This window comes from Acetivibrio cellulolyticus CD2, from assembly GCF_000179595.2.
Lineage (GTDB): Bacteria > Bacillota > Clostridia > Acetivibrionales > Acetivibrionaceae > Acetivibrio > Acetivibrio cellulolyticus.
On the sequence record NZ_JH556657.1, the window covers coordinates 283,194 to 299,695 of the forward strand.

Consider the following 16,502-nt stretch of genomic DNA (forward strand, 5'->3'; position numbering starts at 1 on the left):
AAGCTAAATTGGTGGTGATTTTATGAAGTGGCAGGAAATAAGGGAAATATACCCTCATCAATGGGTAAAACTTAATGTTTTGTCCTCACATATTGAAGATGATAAAAAAATTATTGATGACATGGACGTTATAAAAACCATTCCAAGCGATTTGGAAGCAGGTCGAGAACTTGGCAAATGCAACACTAATGAGGCGGTATATCATACTTATCATACTGATATTTATTATAGAATAAAAAACATTTTTGGATTCAGAAAGGCTAGATAGATGAATACTTATAAATTTGACAGACTTATTTGTACTGATGTTAATATTAGTTTCGGGGGTAAAAAGAAAGTTCTTAAAAATGTTGTTATTGATACTGGCGCAGCCCAATCCATAATAAATTCGTTAGCGGTTGAAGATATTGGTATCAGTCCTGAGTATGTAGGCGAAATTTCAACTACTTATGGAATTGGTGGAGAACTGGTCTTTTTTACAAAGGTTGTTGACAATTTTATAATTGCTGATACTGAATTCAAATCTCTTGAAATGGATTTTGGTGAGATTGACTCAAAAGGTGAATTGACGGGACTTATAGGGATGGACTTGCTTGAAAAGCTCAGAGCTGTTATTGATGTTGAAATTCCTTTAGTTTATGAGAAATAATATAAAAGCTTTTTTACATTTCAGGTAAAAATCTGTAATTTTGATCTTTATATTGAATAAAACACAAACCCGTGACTGTTAAACCGTCACGGGTGTAGAATATCAACTAAATTGATCGCTTTTTAAATTCATTATTTCATCTTTGGAAATTCCGGTATACTTTTCAATCATGGTATCGTCAAAACCATCTTTAATCATTTTTCTTGCCACTTCAAGTCTTTGTTGTTTTATTCCTTGTTTTATTCCTTGTTTTATTCCTTGTTTTATTCCTTGTTGTATTCCTTCTTCTTTTGCACCTGTTATACGAGTTATTTCATCATGAATTGCTTTTCCCTCAACTCGTAATACCTTCTTATTTCTTCGTTTGTTCCGAGGTATTCTAATACCTTTTGTGCCTTTTCTATGGCAGGCTCTGCTTTCATAGCCATCTCCAACACCAAACATAAAAAAGTAGTATTTTTTCTGTTATTCATTGCTGATTTCTTTCAGAATTTCCTTAACAGTATCTATATCTAATTTAGTTATCTTTGCAACAAAACTTACATCTGCACCATTCTTTAGTGCTTCTCGGGCTACCTCGTATTTCTCCTCTTTTATACCTTCTTTTATTCCTTCTTTCCGGCCTCTTTCTTCCGCTTCTTCTTCTCTTGTTTTGCGATCCATAAGATCCATTTGCCTTGCTTCATATGCTAAACGCTTTTGTTCATCTTTACTTATTACCTGTAAATAATTATAGGCATCTTTGATCATTTCGTTATTGTTTGCTGCCATTTCCATCTCTCCTTTCGTCTTCGCCCCTATAAATCTAAGCCAATCCACAGATGGATCATTCAAATCGCTTATATCTGTCATGTCCCTCAGTTTCTCCAATTCACAAAAGTGAACTTCTATTACATCTGTCAGTTGATGTCCTGTATCATCTTCTTTTAAGTGGTAACATGTATGCATCTTTTTTACAGGCAAAAACTTATAGTCTAATATATTTATCGTTATACACTTCTTTAAAACCTTAAAGGAATCACCTTCCTTTGCTTGTGTTGTATACATTTTACTCCAATAATAGAGAGATCTCTCCGGCATGTATACTGTTGGAAGTACCTGTATTTCAATATCCAGTTGCTTACCATCTTTCATTTTTGCTCTTATATCAAGTATTCCCAACTTATCATCTTCAAATAACTTTTGTAACTCTGAATTCAATAACTCTATTCCTTCAAATTCTGCTATTGGTATTTTCAATAGTGCACTTATCAATGATATTAAGCGTTCTTTATGATTTACATCTCCAAACAATAATTTAAACACAAAATCTATTGTTGGAAGCATTATAAAGTTATCATCTTGTATTCTTCCCTTTTCGCTCATTTGCTTTTCACCTTCCCTATAGTATAATTCTATCAAAAATACTGCTTAATTAACACCTGTTTTCAGAAATTGTGTAAATATTGTTGTATCCATCCTTCTGGGTGTCATATGTGCAAGTGGTAAACAAATCCTTTTTTGTGGCATAAAGATATCTCAAAACTTTAATAGCTGTTTTTCTTTTATTGCAGAAGACGAAAGCACAGCTGTCTGAAAATGGATCGAGTTTAAACTGTAGATTCACAATCGCCACCAATCCATCAATCTGCTTCCAAAAATCTGTGGAACTACAGGCTGTGTAGATATGATCAGCTCCCTGGGTAAATCCGCCTAACATATTGAACGCAGTGCTTTTAACACTGTTGCTAGCAACTGAAGATCAGTCTTTTCGTGTATGTCCAATACATAATTGTCGTACCGTATTGTGATAGAAGCAAAACCCTTATGTCTTATCATTTATTCTGGAATCTTCATTTCTGCCCAGCATATATCTGTTTCTGAGTTCTTTTGCTTATTGAGTCTCGTGAGCCAATATTTGTACGTTGATAATTTTACATTACTTTTTTCACACCATTTCCTAGCAGATAAGCCACCGGCTTTGCAATCTGAAATTGTCTGCTTCCATATTGTCTCGGATTTTCTTTGTGCCATTTAAAATGCCTTCTGACTTCATGAGTTTTATATCAGAAAGCATAACAGAATTAGTTGATAATTACACTACTGTATGTTTTGAAGCACTTACAAAGCTTTTTTACATTTCATGTAAAAATCCACGATATTGATCTTTAAAATATTGAATAAAATCAAACCCGTGACTGTTAAAACGTCACGGGTTTTGAATGTTCAACTAAATTGTTCCCTTTTTAAATTCATTATTTCATCTTTGGAAATTCCGGTATACTTTTCAATCATGGTATCGTCAAAACCATCTTTAATCATTTTTCTTGCCACTTCAAGTCTTTGTTGTTGTATTCCTTGTTGTATTCCTTCTTCTTTTGCACCTGTTATACGAGTTATTTCATCATGAATTGCCTTTTCCCTCAACTCATAATACCTTCTTATTTCTTCGTTTGTTCCAAGGTATTCTAATACCTTTTGAGCCTTTTCTATGGCAGGCTCTGCTTTCATAGCCATCTCCAACACCTCCTTGGGTGAATCCTCTAAAAATAGCAACCATCTGTCTAATGGCTTACTCATATCCGGTTGCTTTTTTCTGAACTTTGGAAGTTCTATAAATCTTATTTCAAGCACATCTGTGAGCTTATAATCCTTATGGCTATCTTCCCACAAATGGAATATACTTCAAAAAATGACACCATTAGCTTATCGCAATGATCGTGATATAGCTAGACGTCATCTTTTGAAGCACTTACATATTATTGTATCCATCCTGACTGGGTGTTGATTTACACTACGGCTTTTGTGTTCCATAGCTTACGATTTATTATTTCATCTTTGGTTTACCGCTTACGTAAGTCCTTTGACCATGGAAGGTACTTGTATAGAAGTTCTGGGTGGTTTTTATTTTATTGGTTTGCCGGGTAAGTTTATTTAGCTGGAAGCCTTGTGGCTGCTGATTTTTTGCATTTTAGCTAGTTTGAAGCAGTTTTATGTCAGCATAGAATGATTTTTGCAGTAATAATCTAATATACTATTCCAATTCATACTTTTGGCTATCCCATGCCCAAATTCTTCCGCCACTAACAATCTCTTGCCACTTTACATTTTGACACGACGAGCTAAAATAATCTTCCCCCAAATCCCAACTAACATTGTATCATTATTTAGCATAACTACTTGTGTACCTACTGGTATAGAATAATCTTCTTTGAAGCTGGCTTGATAAAATTTAAGTGGTACTTCTGACAACGATTTATATTTTTCTCTATTCACAATGTTAACGTTCTCATCGTGAATAAAACTATAGACATCTGGCAATCTAAATTTTCCACCATCATTATACTTAGCAACCGACATATACTCCAATGTATATTCAGGATTCAAAAATTTATCCTTACCTAGTCGAAGAAATTTGTCTGTAAATTCCAGTTCTAATCCAACATATTCCTCTTCATCAATACCACCAAGAGCATCTTTAGATGTACCATCGTAAGCATCCGATTTTAATACAATTTTCCCCAGATGCCATATTCCAAATATTTCAAGACTAGATTCATCTTTGTTTTTGGAATTTAATTTTTCGTTATTATCTCCGCCATTTAACACATCATCATTATTTTTAGGAGAAGTGGTCATTTTGTTTTCAGCTATAATTTTTGCATTTTCGCCCCCCTTACTATTATTAATTTCTGCTTGTTTTTCAATTATAGAATTACTCTTGTCAGTAAAATGTTTATTTACCTGACATCCAGCTAATAGTGTTAAAATCAAACTGGCTAATAATATTAAAATGAGATCCTTTTTCTTTATCATGAAAACCTCCTATTTATCATATCCATTATTGAATATAATTGCTTCTTGTGTTCTCCGCTCTTTATTACTGTGCATCTCAAATATTCTAATAACCTCCTTAGGATCATAATTACCTTTTCCCTCGATGATAAATTTGGGCAACACTTTATTAGTTTTACTCCACCAGCCATCTCCATAATTATGACTAAATGAAACTAACATATCAAATTGGTGTTGTTTTAACGAAATTTCATGAGTAGACAGAAAAACATTTACTGCTTTTACTGACCCTGATAAATCTTCTTTGTATAACCTCATTACTTCTGCTATTGGCACAGGTGATGAATCTGGGACTCTATATGCCACGCCATTACTTGGTATTTTTTTAGGTAAAATTGGTGCTCCTTTTGCATATTTATCAACAAGTGCTCGTTCACTTGAAGAAACATCATTATACTCACCTTCACTTATATAATGTCCATAGCCAATTGTAATACCACCATCGCTAACCCACTCGCCATTATCAGATTTTTTAAATACATAATGAGGATATACCCCAATTAGATTACCATTTGCATCATACGCACCTAGTCCCCAAGCTTTTATTGTTGCTTTACTTAATTCAAAGTCAGCTATTGTTTTTAGCCCTTGTTCACTAAGAGTCATTTCTCCAGGTTTACCCGTCCCCTTACTCTCTGAAGATTTAGGTTGGTTATTATCAGAAGGCTTAACTTCGCTGTTCTTACCGTTTACTGGTTCAGACATAAGTTGCTTAAATAATCTTTTCCTCATATCCTTCCAGACTGAATCTGTAACAACTCCATAATCATAATCACTATTTTTAATATCTTTATCTATTTTATACTTATTTACTGCTTTTAGTGTTGAAGGACCAAAATAACCGTATTTAGTGTTTTCAGGCATTGTTAAGTATGGTTTGCCATTGGCGTCTTTCAATTGTTCAAGCATTTTCTGGAGAGCCTCTACATTTTCATCTTCCATTCCTTGAACAAGGCTTTTATCTAAATCTGAACTTCCTCCAACTACTTGTTGAACAACATTATTTTTTATATGCTCCCATGTTTTAATATCAACACCGCCAGCCTCATCTAAACTGCCCAAGTTATTATCAATCATATACTTATTGACAGAATCAGCTGTAACAATTCCGAAGGTTCCATACCTAGCGCTAGATGGAAGTATAAAGTAAGGATTCCCACTTTTATCCTTAATCCTTTCTAACATCTTCTGTAATTCTTCTACCACTGCCCCCTTTTCCCCTTTATTCACAATAATATTACTGATTTCTACAGGGGTTTCAGAAACTTTAGGTATAGAGTTATCTGAAACTTGTTTTGATTGATTTATTTCTTCAAGTCCTATTGAAACCATTCCAAGACCTATTGAAATAGCTCCACTAACTGAAATTAGTTCAATCGGATTTTTTGATACGATCTCTTTAGCCGCCTTTATAGATTTCTCCTTCTTCCCTAGTTCACGGCCCTTATTTACTACCATTTCAACGTTTTTACCAGCTGCACCGCCTACAAAACGACCCACTATTCCGCCAACAAGTTTCCCAGGATTAAATGGAGAATGTCCACTTGGGTCAGTAAACATTATAGGATCATTATGACAATATGTATACAAATTCAAACTAAGTGGATTTGTATCCTCACCCCAGTAGCTATCCTCACTTATAAACCTTCCTGTGTAAGGATTATAGTACCTTGCCCTAAGGTAATACAACGCGGTCTCTGAATCATAGAACTCACCTGCATACCTTATGGCACAATCATACTGCTGGATAGTCAGTGTTGGATTACCCCAAATGTCGTAATCATAGCTGTTTTCTACTACTCCAGCTTCGCTTACTGTCTGTACCACATCACCATGTCCGTTATACATAAAGTATGAATGTTTATCGGAAGCATCAAGTCTAGCAATGTAGTTAATTCCTCTTATATATCTTGATTTTACATTATCACTTCCATCAGTTTCAAGTATAACATGCTGTCTGTCGTAAAGATAATTTGTCACCACAGGAGTATAATTATTTGAGGACTTTTTAACAGTTTTTCTTACTCTCAAATCATCTCCATTGTAAACAAACTCAGTTATTGTCTTGACTCCTGATTTTGTGGTTTCAACTTTTGTCAGCCTGTTAAAACCATCAAATTTGTTGATAGTAACCTCTGTATGGCTATCAATTACTTCTGTTGTAGTTGCACCTTCAACAACAATCCCAAGGGTTTCCTCTTTAACAGGCGTATATGCCTTGGTAAAGCTTACTTGCTGTGAAATTTGGTTGCCATTGTTGTCATACTTGTAAGTTACTGTCTTCCTTACAACAGAAAAGAAACAGGACATTTTGGAAAAGATCTAAGCAGAATTCACTTTGGACAATCCCAGCGAGGCCATCGATTCCACATTCCACGACGTAAGTCGGAATATCCACATGCAATGTATATACGGTCAAAGCCAATAGCATCATTAAACATGTTGAATTACCTCCAGGAGAGCTTCTAGTATTATAGTTTCTTAATAGTATATTGATAATTATTCCCCAGAATACAAATGACCAAAAAATATCTGCAAAATGAAGCTATCCATGCCAAAAAACGAAAGCAAAAAGCCCAACAATTATTGAGGACATTATTATCCCCAAAGTATCCACCCATGTATATTCAGTTTGCCTAGCCCATTCTTTAGTGCTATATATGGGAACTTTTCCAAAAAAGCACATAATGTTTATCAATATTAAACACACACTTGCTATAAGCAAAATTTGTTTTCTAATAAAATCTATGTTCCCGGAACCATAGGATACTAGTGAATACACAAATGCTATAGAAGCAATAGCATTTGCTAAATTTAAAATATACTTATATTTTATCATTTTATATGAACATCCCCCAAATTTTACAGAACTTATTCAGTTATACCAACAATACTATCTTCTACTGCTAAAAGTTATCGGTTGCCATACATCTTCTCGTAATATTTCTGGTATTCGCCTGAAATTATAGTCTCCCACCACTCTCGGTTATCCAAATACCACTGAATAGTCTTTTTGATTCCTTCAGTAAACTTCGTTTTCGGCAACCAGCCTAACTCGTTATGAATCTTGGTCGGATCGATGGCATAACGCATATCATGCCCCTTTCGATCAGTCACATATGTAATTAATTTTTCAGACTTGCCGAGTTCCTTGCAGATGGTTTTCACTATATCAATGTTCTTCATCTCATTGTGTCCGCCAATGTTATAGACTTCACCGACACGTCCATTATGGATAATCAAGTCAATAGCATTGCAGTGGTCTTCTACATACAGCCAGTCACGAACATTTTCTCCCTTTCCGTAAACCGGAAGAGGCTTGTCCGCCAACGCATTAGCAATCATCAGCGGAATTAGTTTTTCTGGAAAGTGATATGGACCATAATTGTTGGAGCAACGAGAAATCGTCACTGGCAAACCGTAGGTTCTGTGATATGATAGCACAAGTAAATCAGCTCCAGCCTTTGAAGAACTGTAAGGACTGCTAGTGTAAAGCGGTGTCTCCTCTGTAAAGAATAAATCAGGTCTATCCAAAGGCAAATCACCATATACCTCGTCGGTAGAAACCTGATGATATCTCTTGATGCCATATTTCCGACAAGCATCCATCATCACTGCAGTCCCATTTATGCTGGTATCTAAAAACACTTTCGGATTCTCGATAGAGCGGTCAACATGAGACTCTGCTGCAAAGTTTACAACCATATCCGGATGTTCTTCTTCAAATAAGTTGTAGATAGCTTTTCGATCACGAATGTCTACTTTGCAAAAACGAAATTTAGGATTTTTCAACGCTTCCTTTAATGTAGACAGGTTGCCAGCATAGGTAAGACAATCTACACAAATAATCCGATAGTCTGGGTACTTGTTTAACATATAATATATAAAGTTTGATCCAATAAACCCTGCTCCGCCAGTTACTATAATGTTCATTTCAATTCTTCTCCTCATATATAATTGTTAATTCCAATAAAATCTTCATATCACACATTCCATTTCCTGTTAAAAACTTAGTATTATCAATCCTATTATAATACTTTTTATTTATATCTGCTTGCAAAATAATAAATCTAAATAAGAAAAAAGACTGCTACAATACTAACTTGCCTAGTTAGTTTTGCAACAGCCCCTAGTCTTGAAAATCAAGTCAATTTTTATTACTTATTGTTATGTCCTTTTGTTTGACTGTTTGTTCGCCATACACCGCTTGACCTATCAGAACATCATCAATCTGTATATTTCCGTTTAAGTCAAGGAACCAACCCTTTATTGAAATTATTCATTTTAAATCAGTTGTTCCTGTGGGACTGTCTATCCACCCTTTTACGGTAGTTTTGATACTGTGATGTCTACGTTCTTAATCAGCATTGCACTGTCTGCTTTATTGCTTATTTCACGGACTGTAATAGTGTGTTTACCTTCAGAAAGCTTTGATGTATCAAGTGTATAATGGAACCCTGAATTTTCATTGTTGTATAATGGATACACTAATTCTACATCCGGTCTTGAGTCACCATAAGTAGCAGTTCCTACTAAAACATTATCCACAAGCACTTCTACTTTAGAAACTCCGTTAGGATCAAGTATCCACCCTCTAAGAGTCACTGTACCACTAACAGTTGCATTGGCTTTTGGTGAATCAATTCGACCTATTGTTGGAAGTACTGTTATGGAAACTGTACCTATTGTTGTTATTGTTCCACTATTACCTGTACCACAAACCTTTACAGAATGTGTTCCTTTTGAAAGTGTTGTAGTATCAAGAACATACTGGAAGCCTGAGTTAGCACTATTGTTGTAATTTGGATATACTGTTTTAACATCAGATCTTGAACCACCGTAGACAGCTGTTCCTGAGAATACACCATCTACAAAAACCTCTACGTTAGTTACCCCAGATTGATCCAAAAACCATCCTTTTACTTCAACTTTACCGTTGCAGGTTCGTGAAGCTTTAGGAGAATCTATTCTACCAATAGGCTTTAACTCAACATTTATACTTACAGTTTTCAATAACGTCTGATCATTTGTTTTTGATGTTTCATAGACACTTAATGTATGTATTCCTGGAGTAAGCTTTGATGTATCAAGTGTATAGTGAAAACCTGAATTTGCATTCTTGTATAACGGATACACTAATTCTACATCTGGTCTTGAATCGCCATAAGTAGCTGTTCCCACCAAAGCATTATCTATAAGCACTTCTACTTTAGAAACTCCGTTAGGATCAAGTATCCACCCTCTAAGAGTCACTGTACCACTAACAGTTGCATTGGCTTTTGGTGAATCAATTCGACCTATTGTTGGGAGTACTGTTATGGAAACCGTTCCTATTGTTGTTATTGTTCCACTATTACCTGTACCGCAAACTTTTACAGAATGTGTTCCTGTTGAAAGCGTTGTAATATCAAGAACATACTGGAAGCCTGAGTTAGCACTATTGTTGTAATTTGGATATACCGTTTTAACATCAGGTCTTGAACCACCATAGACAGCTGTTCCTGAGAATACACCATCTACAAAAACCTCTACATTAGTTACCCCAGATTGATCTAAAAACCATCCTTTTACTTCAACTTTACCGTTGCAGGTTCGTGAAGCTTTAGGGAAGTCTATTCTACCAATAGGCTTTAACTCAATATTTACACTTACAGTTTTCAATAATGTCTGAACATTTGTTTTTGATGTTTCATAGACACTTAATGTATGTATTCCTTCTGAAAGCTTTGATGTATCAAGTGCATAGTGGAACCCTGCATTTGCATTGTTATACTCCGGATATGCTGCCAATACATCTGCTCTAGCATCTCCATATACTGCCTCACCTACAATATTTCCATCCACCATTACCTCAACCTTTGAAACTCCGTTTTGGTCTATAAACCAACCTTTCACGTTTACAATTCCTGTAACAGATTGATTTGCCTTAGGGCTTTCAAGGTATGCAATAGCAGGTTTTATTGCGTTTACAACCTTAACAACAGTATTAACAAGCTTATTATGTTCTGCATCATATGCAGTCACCATAAAGTCAGTTACCTGTGTAGGATTTACAAATACCTTTGCCTGACCATTGATGTCGAGCTCAACTCCGGTATAGTATGAGCCTACATCCACAGTTCCACCACTTACAGGAAACCCGTTATTATTAACTGTAATCCAGAGCTCGGTGTTTTTATTTACCTCAATTGTATTTGGATTTACTGTTATAACCGCTGGTGCTGGGTCGCCTACATCCGGCCAATTTATTGCATGCCTCATTTTCTCCCCGCTTGCAGAAAGTGTAGTAACAATATAATCCTTTGTACCTGATGTCTCAGTTATATTGTAGGTAAGTGTTCCTGCCGGTAAAGTTGCAATAAGCTCGCCAGGATCTTTTGCCATATTCATATCTTTTCTTACACTGTAGATCTTGTAACCTGTAGCTCCTGCAACTGCTCCCCATGAAAGAGTTACAACATTTCCGTTCTGAGTCTCTGTAAGCTTTGGTGCAACATTAAGCATGTTTTCTGGTACACTAATTGGATGTATGAATGACTCGATTGTTGCATTACCACCAGTTTTTAATACATATGATGCGTTCAATACAAGATTGCCTGTAATTGAAGGTACCAATGTATATGTTTTTACTAGTTTTTCTCCTGCTTTAAGTGTTTCCACGCTCTTTACAAGCTCCTGATTTGGTGCATAGAAGTAGTTTTCCTTATTACTTTCCAAAAGCTCTATAGCAGGAAAATATACAGGTATGTCAGATACATTTTCAAGCTCAAATCTTACGTCATATGGATATCCTTTATCTACCTTATTCTGTGCATAAATATGAAGCTTCAATGCATCATCGCCCCATACCCTGAAGGCTTCACTATTCGTAAATGTTGCGCTTACTTCTTCACCGAATGGCTGGAGTATACCTGTAAAATCAGCTTGCAAAGTATACATTCCTTTTTTGTCACCACGGATGATCCATTTTACTTCTTTCTTTTCTCCACCCTTGAAATCACCAATATCTACTTCAAGGCTTTGTCCTTCTCTTGTGGTTGCCAATGCTAATCCATCAGGTAATGTAAGCACTGCTTTTGATTGCTCAATAACAAATACAGGATCTGCTGTATTTTCGAGAGCAAGCTGTACTTCAAAGAATTCCTTAAGGAATCTTGCTTCACCCGGTATTACAAGGTAAGCAATAGTTGGTCTTATTTCTGGATGGTTTGGTACAGGTATTGCCTTTGGATAAGCATAATAGCCTCCTGTCGGTCCTGGGATATAGAATCCACCATCGCCGCCTACCAATCCACCATTACCATTAACCATGATTGTTTGTACAGGTAAAGGTCTGTTCTGGAATGCCAGATGCACTTCAAATTTGTATACCCAGTTGTTTTCTGGTGCAGTGACATCTATACCTGCGTCCTTGATCTGGTCAAGTGTCATTCTATTAACTGTAAGCTCTCCTACTACCAATTGTCCGCTTTCAAGACCTACTGTAACAGTAGATTTTGTTCCAATAACTGATTTTGCAGCAATATAGTTTGGCTTATAGTCTGTCTTATACGCATAAACCTTGCAATCTCCTGCCGGTACAGTCACGTTTACAAAGCCTGCACCATTAGTTGTTGTATTATATCTTGTGCCATCAGCATATTCAACAACTACACTTGCCGCACCAAGTGGTGAGCCTGTTGCACTATCAACAACCTTAACTTCAACAATTCCATACGAAACTGCTGATTTTACAGTAACAGTTGTGGTGGCAGAATTAGCATTTCCTGCAGAGTCTTTTACTGTCAATTTTACTGTGTAACCACCCTCAGTTGTATAAGTATGAGATGGCTGTGACTGTGTAGAAGATGATCCATCACCAAAATCCCAAAGGTATTCTTCAATGCAATGATTGTCATTTGACAAAGTTCCATCAAAATATACTGGAAGATTTGCTGTCGTTATCTGTTCACTTCCTGCAACCGCTACCGGCACAATGAAATCTTCTGTAGTTGGAATACAATTTACTTCAGCGCTTCTATTTGAATTTCTAAATGTGTCTATTGAATCAACAACATAGTAATATGTAATGTCTGGTGTAACGTTTGTATCAGTGTAGGAGTCTGAATTTATTTCCTTAATCAACTGATAATTTCCACCTGATGTAGTTGATCTGAAAATTCTATAGCCTGCAAGATCAGGCTCAGTTGCTCTTGCCCAAGTCAAATCAACCTTCCATCCACCTGCTCTAGCAGTAACAACAGGTTTAGTCGGAGGTACAAGATTGAAGTCATAGGATGCACTCTGTATTTCACTTACATTTCCTACTGTATCCGTTGCTGTAGCTCTTAAAGTATAAGTTGTTTCAAGAAAAGCTGATGTATCCAAAGTGAATGTTACATTTTCGTTATATGTACTAATCGCTTTGTCTAATACAGTAGTCCATGTTCCTTCTGTATCTGAGGCTTTCTTGATTTCCACCTTAAGATTTGCAAGCTTATAGTTATCATATGCTACCACTGATATTTGTGGATTTGCTGAAAGTGTCTTACCACTATCCGGCCATATACCCAAAACCTTTGGTGCTTGTGTATCAGGTGCAGCCTTATCAGAAATTGTTGCACTCTTTGATCCTTCATTACCCGCAATATCAACTGCAGATACTTGGTAATAATATGTCGTAGTCTGATCAATGCTTCTATCTCTATAGCCTAGAGATTCAACATCCTGAGCTAATAATGTAAATGGACCATCAGCATTTTCTGCTCTGTATACTTTATAGGATTTGAGATCAGTTTCCGCATTCTGTTGCCATTTCAATGTAATAAGCCCTGGTTCTGGCTCTGCATAAATACCAGAAGGTGCTGCAGGTGCTGTGTGATCAATAACATACTCTGCATAAGTAAAGCTTTCTGTTGTTTTACTTGTAAGTCCTGCTGGATCAATAGCTACAGGTCTTATATAAATCTTTCCAGCTGCAAGACCTGACACATTATATTCATACATCGCAGTAAAATCAGTGTTATAGTATGAGTTTGTAATTGTTGCTATATCTGTCCAGCTTATTAGGTTTGTTGAAACCTGAAATTTGACAGATGAAACATTTGCATTATCTCTTGCACTAGCCCATAATGATATTTTATCTGTAAATGAGCTTGAACTTGGTCCCATGCCAGTTATCCATGGAGCAGTTGTATCACTAAGTGTCACCGCTGTAATCTCATCAGAAACTGTTCCTCTGTTTCCAAACCTGTCATAAGCAACAACTCTGTAAACATATGATTTATCAGGCATAAGATTTAACATATTCATACCTAATGTAGTACTTGTAGTACCAGCATTCTCAAATGTTCCATCATCTTTTTTCTTCTCTACCATAAAGTATGAGAAATCCTGATCCGCAACATCATTCCATTTTAATACAACATATGTCGAATGTGCTGTAACCTCAAGCCCTGTCACCTTATCTGGACCTTGATTATCAACCACATAGGTACCAACTGGAGTTCCATTACTTGCATTTCCAGACTTGTCATATGCTACAGCCCTAACTGATACGTTAGCATTAAGAGGCGCTGTACTCCAGTTAAAATATGCAGTTTCTACTATATTTGGTCCAACTGTTGTATATTGTGTAGCTATATCATTCCATGTAGTTCCATTTGTTGAATATTGAAGTTTAATACTTGTTAATGCCATATTATCCTGTGCTTTTACAGTTATGTAGGCATTGGGACCGAAAAACAACTGATTTAAAGTTCCAATCCTAATAGCATTTGTCGGTACCATTGAGATTATGGAAGGAGCTTCATTATCAATGAGTGTTGTTTCAACTAAACTCTGACTTGAATTTGAAGTATTTCCTATCTCGTCAAATGCTTCTACTGTATATGTGTAACTTGTTGCCGGAGTCAATCCTGTATCTTCATAGGAAGTTTCAGTACATGTTTTGATGAGTATTCCATCACGATATACCCTGTAACCTGCAACAGCTACATTGTCTGTAGATGGAGTCCATGATATTTTTATACTTTCAGTATCCTTTGATTCAGTTTTCAACCCTGTTGGATCAGTTGGCGCTTCTACATCTGTCAAATCACCACTATCGTAGCTGCCTGCCGCAATTTTAAAAGTATACACTCTAGTTTCTCCTGGCTCCAAACTAATGTTTTGCCAAGAAAAAGCAGCACCACTGTCCGTACCTGTTAGATCGGAAAAGCCATCTCGGTTAGCATATAAATAATACCCTCTATCCGAATAGTATCCCCACCATTTGGTAGTCGTCGCAGCAGTGATTCCACCAAGAGGATTGTGCCCGTTTTTGATTCCATTTCCTTCATTAATTATATAGAGTTTATTGACTCCATCTGTCATCAGAAAACCTTGATTTAGTACATTGCTAATAGGTGCGCGATCGTTATAGCCGATTTGAACATCTGCATGAAAAGCAAAACGCTGACCGCTAACAGCACTGCTTCCATTATTTCGCAATACAACTGTTACTTCATTCACGTTTTGGCTAAGATTATATGTAGTAATAAATGACTGGACATTTCCATCAAGAGCATTATTAAATCCCCACCCACCATTTCCATAGGTTGTCTGAAGACCATTAATGCCTTTTACATCAATTATGCTACCATTCCAAACGGATCTTATTCCTTCTGGCTGAACACTTCTTGTAGTAAATGTAAATGTTTTGCCCAACTTGTTGTCATTATACTTTGGCTGCACAATATAATTAGTATTTGGGCTTAAATCCGTTAGCCAAAATAACGCCTTACCATTTACAACATTTCCTATAAAAGAAATTAAAGCTCCGTAATCATTATTACCAGTTTTTATTGTAATACCTTCAATAGTCTGGTTGCTCGGACCTATATCCACTAAAACCTTTGCTGATGTATCAGTACATTCTGCAATTGCGCATGAATTATCAACAAGAGCTTTTGCTTCAATTGTTATGAGATTTTCACTTGGAATCCCAGAAATGGTACCTGCCACTTGGTCATATTCTATGCCATAAACCGCTTCTGCAACGCTCCTTAAAACCTTTCCATTGACATTAATCATTTCAGGGCACACATAACCTGTCAATGGAACAAGTTTAATTTCATTCATAGCTTCAGAAGATGGTACATCAAGGTTTATGCTATTTGTAGCAAAATCACTTCCATTAAACATAACTTTCCGTAATTCATTTGTTGCCGTTCCACCTGAGCCCATTGTTGGCGGCACAGTTGCGGTCGGTGTTGCACTTGGGATTGCTGATGGCTCAGCTGTGCTCGGTGTTGCACTTGGGCTTGTTGATGGCTCAGCTGTGCTCGGTGCTGCACTTGGGATTGCTGATGGCTCAGCTGATGTTGTGGTATTGACTGTTTGTAACGTTTCTGCTTTTGTAGGAACAGAAGATATCATTAATAGAAATGCTAATAACAACGCTCCTATGTTTGATTTACGTTTCATTTCACGTTGACCCCCTAAAATAGAATTAATTGTATACTTTCATCAATTTTTACAATCTATTAAGAATCTCATATCGACTTAACTCTTAATATAAACATTTCACCCCTCCTTTAATAGCTATTTTTTATCTATGTGTAAAGATGTTTGTATTAACTCAAAAGTAAAACTTGTTTTATTTCCAATTTCCAAACACCATTATATCAAAAAAATAACTTTTGTTGTAAACATCAATAAAAGTATCAGAAAAATTGCATGTTACATTTTGTTGCAAAAAGGCTGCTACAATACCAACTTTCTTAGTTAGTTTTGCAACAGCCCCTAGCCTTGAAAATCAAGTCAATTTTTAATACTCATCTTAATTACTTATTGTTATGTCCTTTTGTTTGATTATTTGTTCGCCATGAACTCCCAATTTCAACAACCTTAAGGGTGTATTTCCCGTTGAATAATTTCACTGTATCAAGCATATAGTGAAAACCCGAGTTTTTATTGCCATATTGAGGATATACATCAAAAACATCGTTTCTCACATCATCATACACCGCTTAAGTCAAGGAACCAACCCTATATTGAA

13 protein-coding genes are annotated in these 16,502 nt (G+C 36.1%); 2 read left to right on the forward strand and 11 right to left on the reverse strand.

Features of this window, described 5'->3' with window-relative positions:
- Window positions 1–22 precede the first annotated feature (22 nt).
- Together ACECE_RS0213290 and ACECE_RS0213295 are read left to right on the forward strand one after the other, a co-directional pair.
- A complete protein-coding gene (locus ACECE_RS0213290) occupies window positions 23–268 on the forward strand; it encodes a hypothetical protein (protein ID WP_010247939.1) in 246 nt (81 codons plus the stop codon).
- Window positions 269–649: a retropepsin-like aspartic protease gene (locus ACECE_RS0213295; protein ID WP_010247942.1), complete on the forward strand. Its 381-nt coding sequence runs from the start codon at window positions 269–271 to the stop codon at window positions 647–649.
- Window positions 650–751: 102 nt separating this feature from the next.
- On the opposite strand, the gene ACECE_RS0213300 is transcribed toward ACECE_RS0213295, so the two are convergent.
- From ACECE_RS0213300 to ACECE_RS31150, 11 genes are all read right to left on the reverse strand, one after another.
- Window positions 752–1,093: a hypothetical protein gene (locus ACECE_RS0213300; RefSeq protein ID WP_010247945.1), complete on the reverse strand. Its 342-nt coding sequence runs from the start codon at window positions 1,091–1,093 to the stop codon at window positions 752–754.
- Between the two features lie 21 nt (window positions 1,094–1,114).
- Complete coding sequence (locus tag ACECE_RS0213305; protein ID WP_010247950.1) at window positions 1,115–2,014, reverse strand: Rpn family recombination-promoting nuclease/putative transposase; 900 nt, start codon at window positions 2,012–2,014, stop codon at window positions 1,115–1,117.
- Between the two features lie 49 nt (window positions 2,015–2,063).
- The gene (tnpB, locus tag ACECE_RS29435; protein ID WP_010247953.1) at window positions 2,064–2,348 is read right to left on the reverse strand and encodes an IS66 family insertion sequence element accessory protein TnpB; all 285 of its coding nucleotides are present in this window, start codon (window positions 2,346–2,348) and stop codon (window positions 2,064–2,066) included.
- 119 nt (window positions 2,349–2,467) lie between these two features.
- Window positions 2,468–2,662 carry an IS66 family insertion sequence element accessory protein TnpA gene (gene tnpA / locus ACECE_RS31785; protein WP_010247956.1) on the reverse strand — a complete coding sequence of 65 codons (195 nt, stop codon included), beginning with the start codon at window positions 2,660–2,662 and terminating at the stop codon, window positions 2,468–2,470.
- 192 nt (window positions 2,663–2,854) lie between these two features.
- Window positions 2,855–3,301, reverse strand: coding sequence for an Rpn family recombination-promoting nuclease/putative transposase (locus tag ACECE_RS27520; protein WP_010247960.1), 447 nt, complete (start codon window positions 3,299–3,301; stop codon window positions 2,855–2,857).
- A gap of 429 nt (window positions 3,302–3,730) precedes the next feature.
- Window positions 3,731–4,444: a hypothetical protein gene (locus ACECE_RS0213320; RefSeq protein ID WP_010247963.1), complete on the reverse strand. Its 714-nt coding sequence runs from the start codon at window positions 4,442–4,444 to the stop codon at window positions 3,731–3,733.
- Window positions 4,445–4,453: 9 nt separating this feature from the next.
- Window positions 4,454–6,793 (reverse strand): RHS repeat-associated core domain-containing protein, encoded by a 2,340-nt coding sequence (locus ACECE_RS0213325; protein ID WP_010247967.1) that lies wholly within the window; start codon window positions 6,791–6,793, stop codon window positions 4,454–4,456.
- A 235-nt stretch (window positions 6,794–7,028) separates the two neighbouring features.
- On the reverse strand, window positions 7,029–7,322 hold the full coding sequence (locus ACECE_RS31495) for a hypothetical protein (protein WP_010247969.1): 294 nt from the start codon (window positions 7,320–7,322) through the stop codon (window positions 7,029–7,031).
- Window positions 7,323–7,396: 74 nt separating this feature from the next.
- Window positions 7,397–8,416: a dTDP-glucose 4,6-dehydratase gene (rfbB, locus tag ACECE_RS0213340; protein ID WP_010247971.1), complete on the reverse strand. Its 1,020-nt coding sequence runs from the start codon at window positions 8,414–8,416 to the stop codon at window positions 7,397–7,399.
- Window positions 8,417–8,806: 390 nt separating this feature from the next.
- Window positions 8,807–15,928 (reverse strand): Ig-like domain-containing protein, encoded by a 7,122-nt coding sequence (locus ACECE_RS0213345; protein WP_083878619.1) that lies wholly within the window; start codon window positions 15,926–15,928, stop codon window positions 8,807–8,809.
- 359 nt (window positions 15,929–16,287) lie between these two features.
- Window positions 16,288–16,458: a hypothetical protein gene (locus ACECE_RS31150; protein ID WP_205410183.1), complete on the reverse strand. Its 171-nt coding sequence runs from the start codon at window positions 16,456–16,458 to the stop codon at window positions 16,288–16,290.
- Between the last annotated feature and the right edge of the window lie 44 nt (window positions 16,459–16,502).

What these genes read in the sequence shown, in the direction of transcription:
- ACECE_RS0213290 (WP_010247939.1), top strand. Translation starts at nt 23, where the DNA reads ATGAAGTGGCAGGAAATAAGGGAAATATACCCTCATCAATGGGTAAAA.
- ACECE_RS0213295 (WP_010247942.1), top strand. Translation starts at nt 269, where the DNA reads ATGAATACTTATAAATTTGACAGACTTATTTGTACTGATGTTAATATT.
- ACECE_RS0213300 (WP_010247945.1), bottom strand. Translation starts at nt 1,093, where the DNA reads ATGTTTGGTGTTGGAGATGGCTATGAAAGCAGAGCCTGCCATAGAAAA.
- ACECE_RS0213305 (WP_010247950.1), bottom strand. Translation starts at nt 2,014, where the DNA reads ATGAGCGAAAAGGGAAGAATACAAGATGATAACTTTATAATGCTTCCA.
- tnpB (WP_010247953.1), bottom strand. Translation starts at nt 2,348, where the DNA reads ATGTTAGGCGGATTTACCCAGGGAGCTGATCATATCTACACAGCCTGT.
- tnpA (WP_010247956.1), bottom strand. Translation starts at nt 2,662, where the DNA reads ATGGCACAAAGAAAATCCGAGACAATATGGAAGCAGACAATTTCAGAT.
- ACECE_RS0213320 (WP_010247963.1), bottom strand. Translation starts at nt 4,444, where the DNA reads ATGATAAAGAAAAAGGATCTCATTTTAATATTATTAGCCAGTTTGATT.
- ACECE_RS0213325 (WP_010247967.1), bottom strand. Translation starts at nt 6,793, where the DNA reads ATGTCCTGTTTCTTTTCTGTTGTAAGGAAGACAGTAACTTACAAGTAT.
- ACECE_RS31495 (WP_010247969.1), bottom strand. Translation starts at nt 7,322, where the DNA reads ATGATAAAATATAAGTATATTTTAAATTTAGCAAATGCTATTGCTTCT.
- rfbB (WP_010247971.1), bottom strand. Translation starts at nt 8,416, where the DNA reads ATGAACATTATAGTAACTGGCGGAGCAGGGTTTATTGGATCAAACTTT.
- ACECE_RS0213345 (WP_083878619.1), bottom strand. Translation starts at nt 15,928, where the DNA reads ATGAAACGTAAATCAAACATAGGAGCGTTGTTATTAGCATTTCTATTA.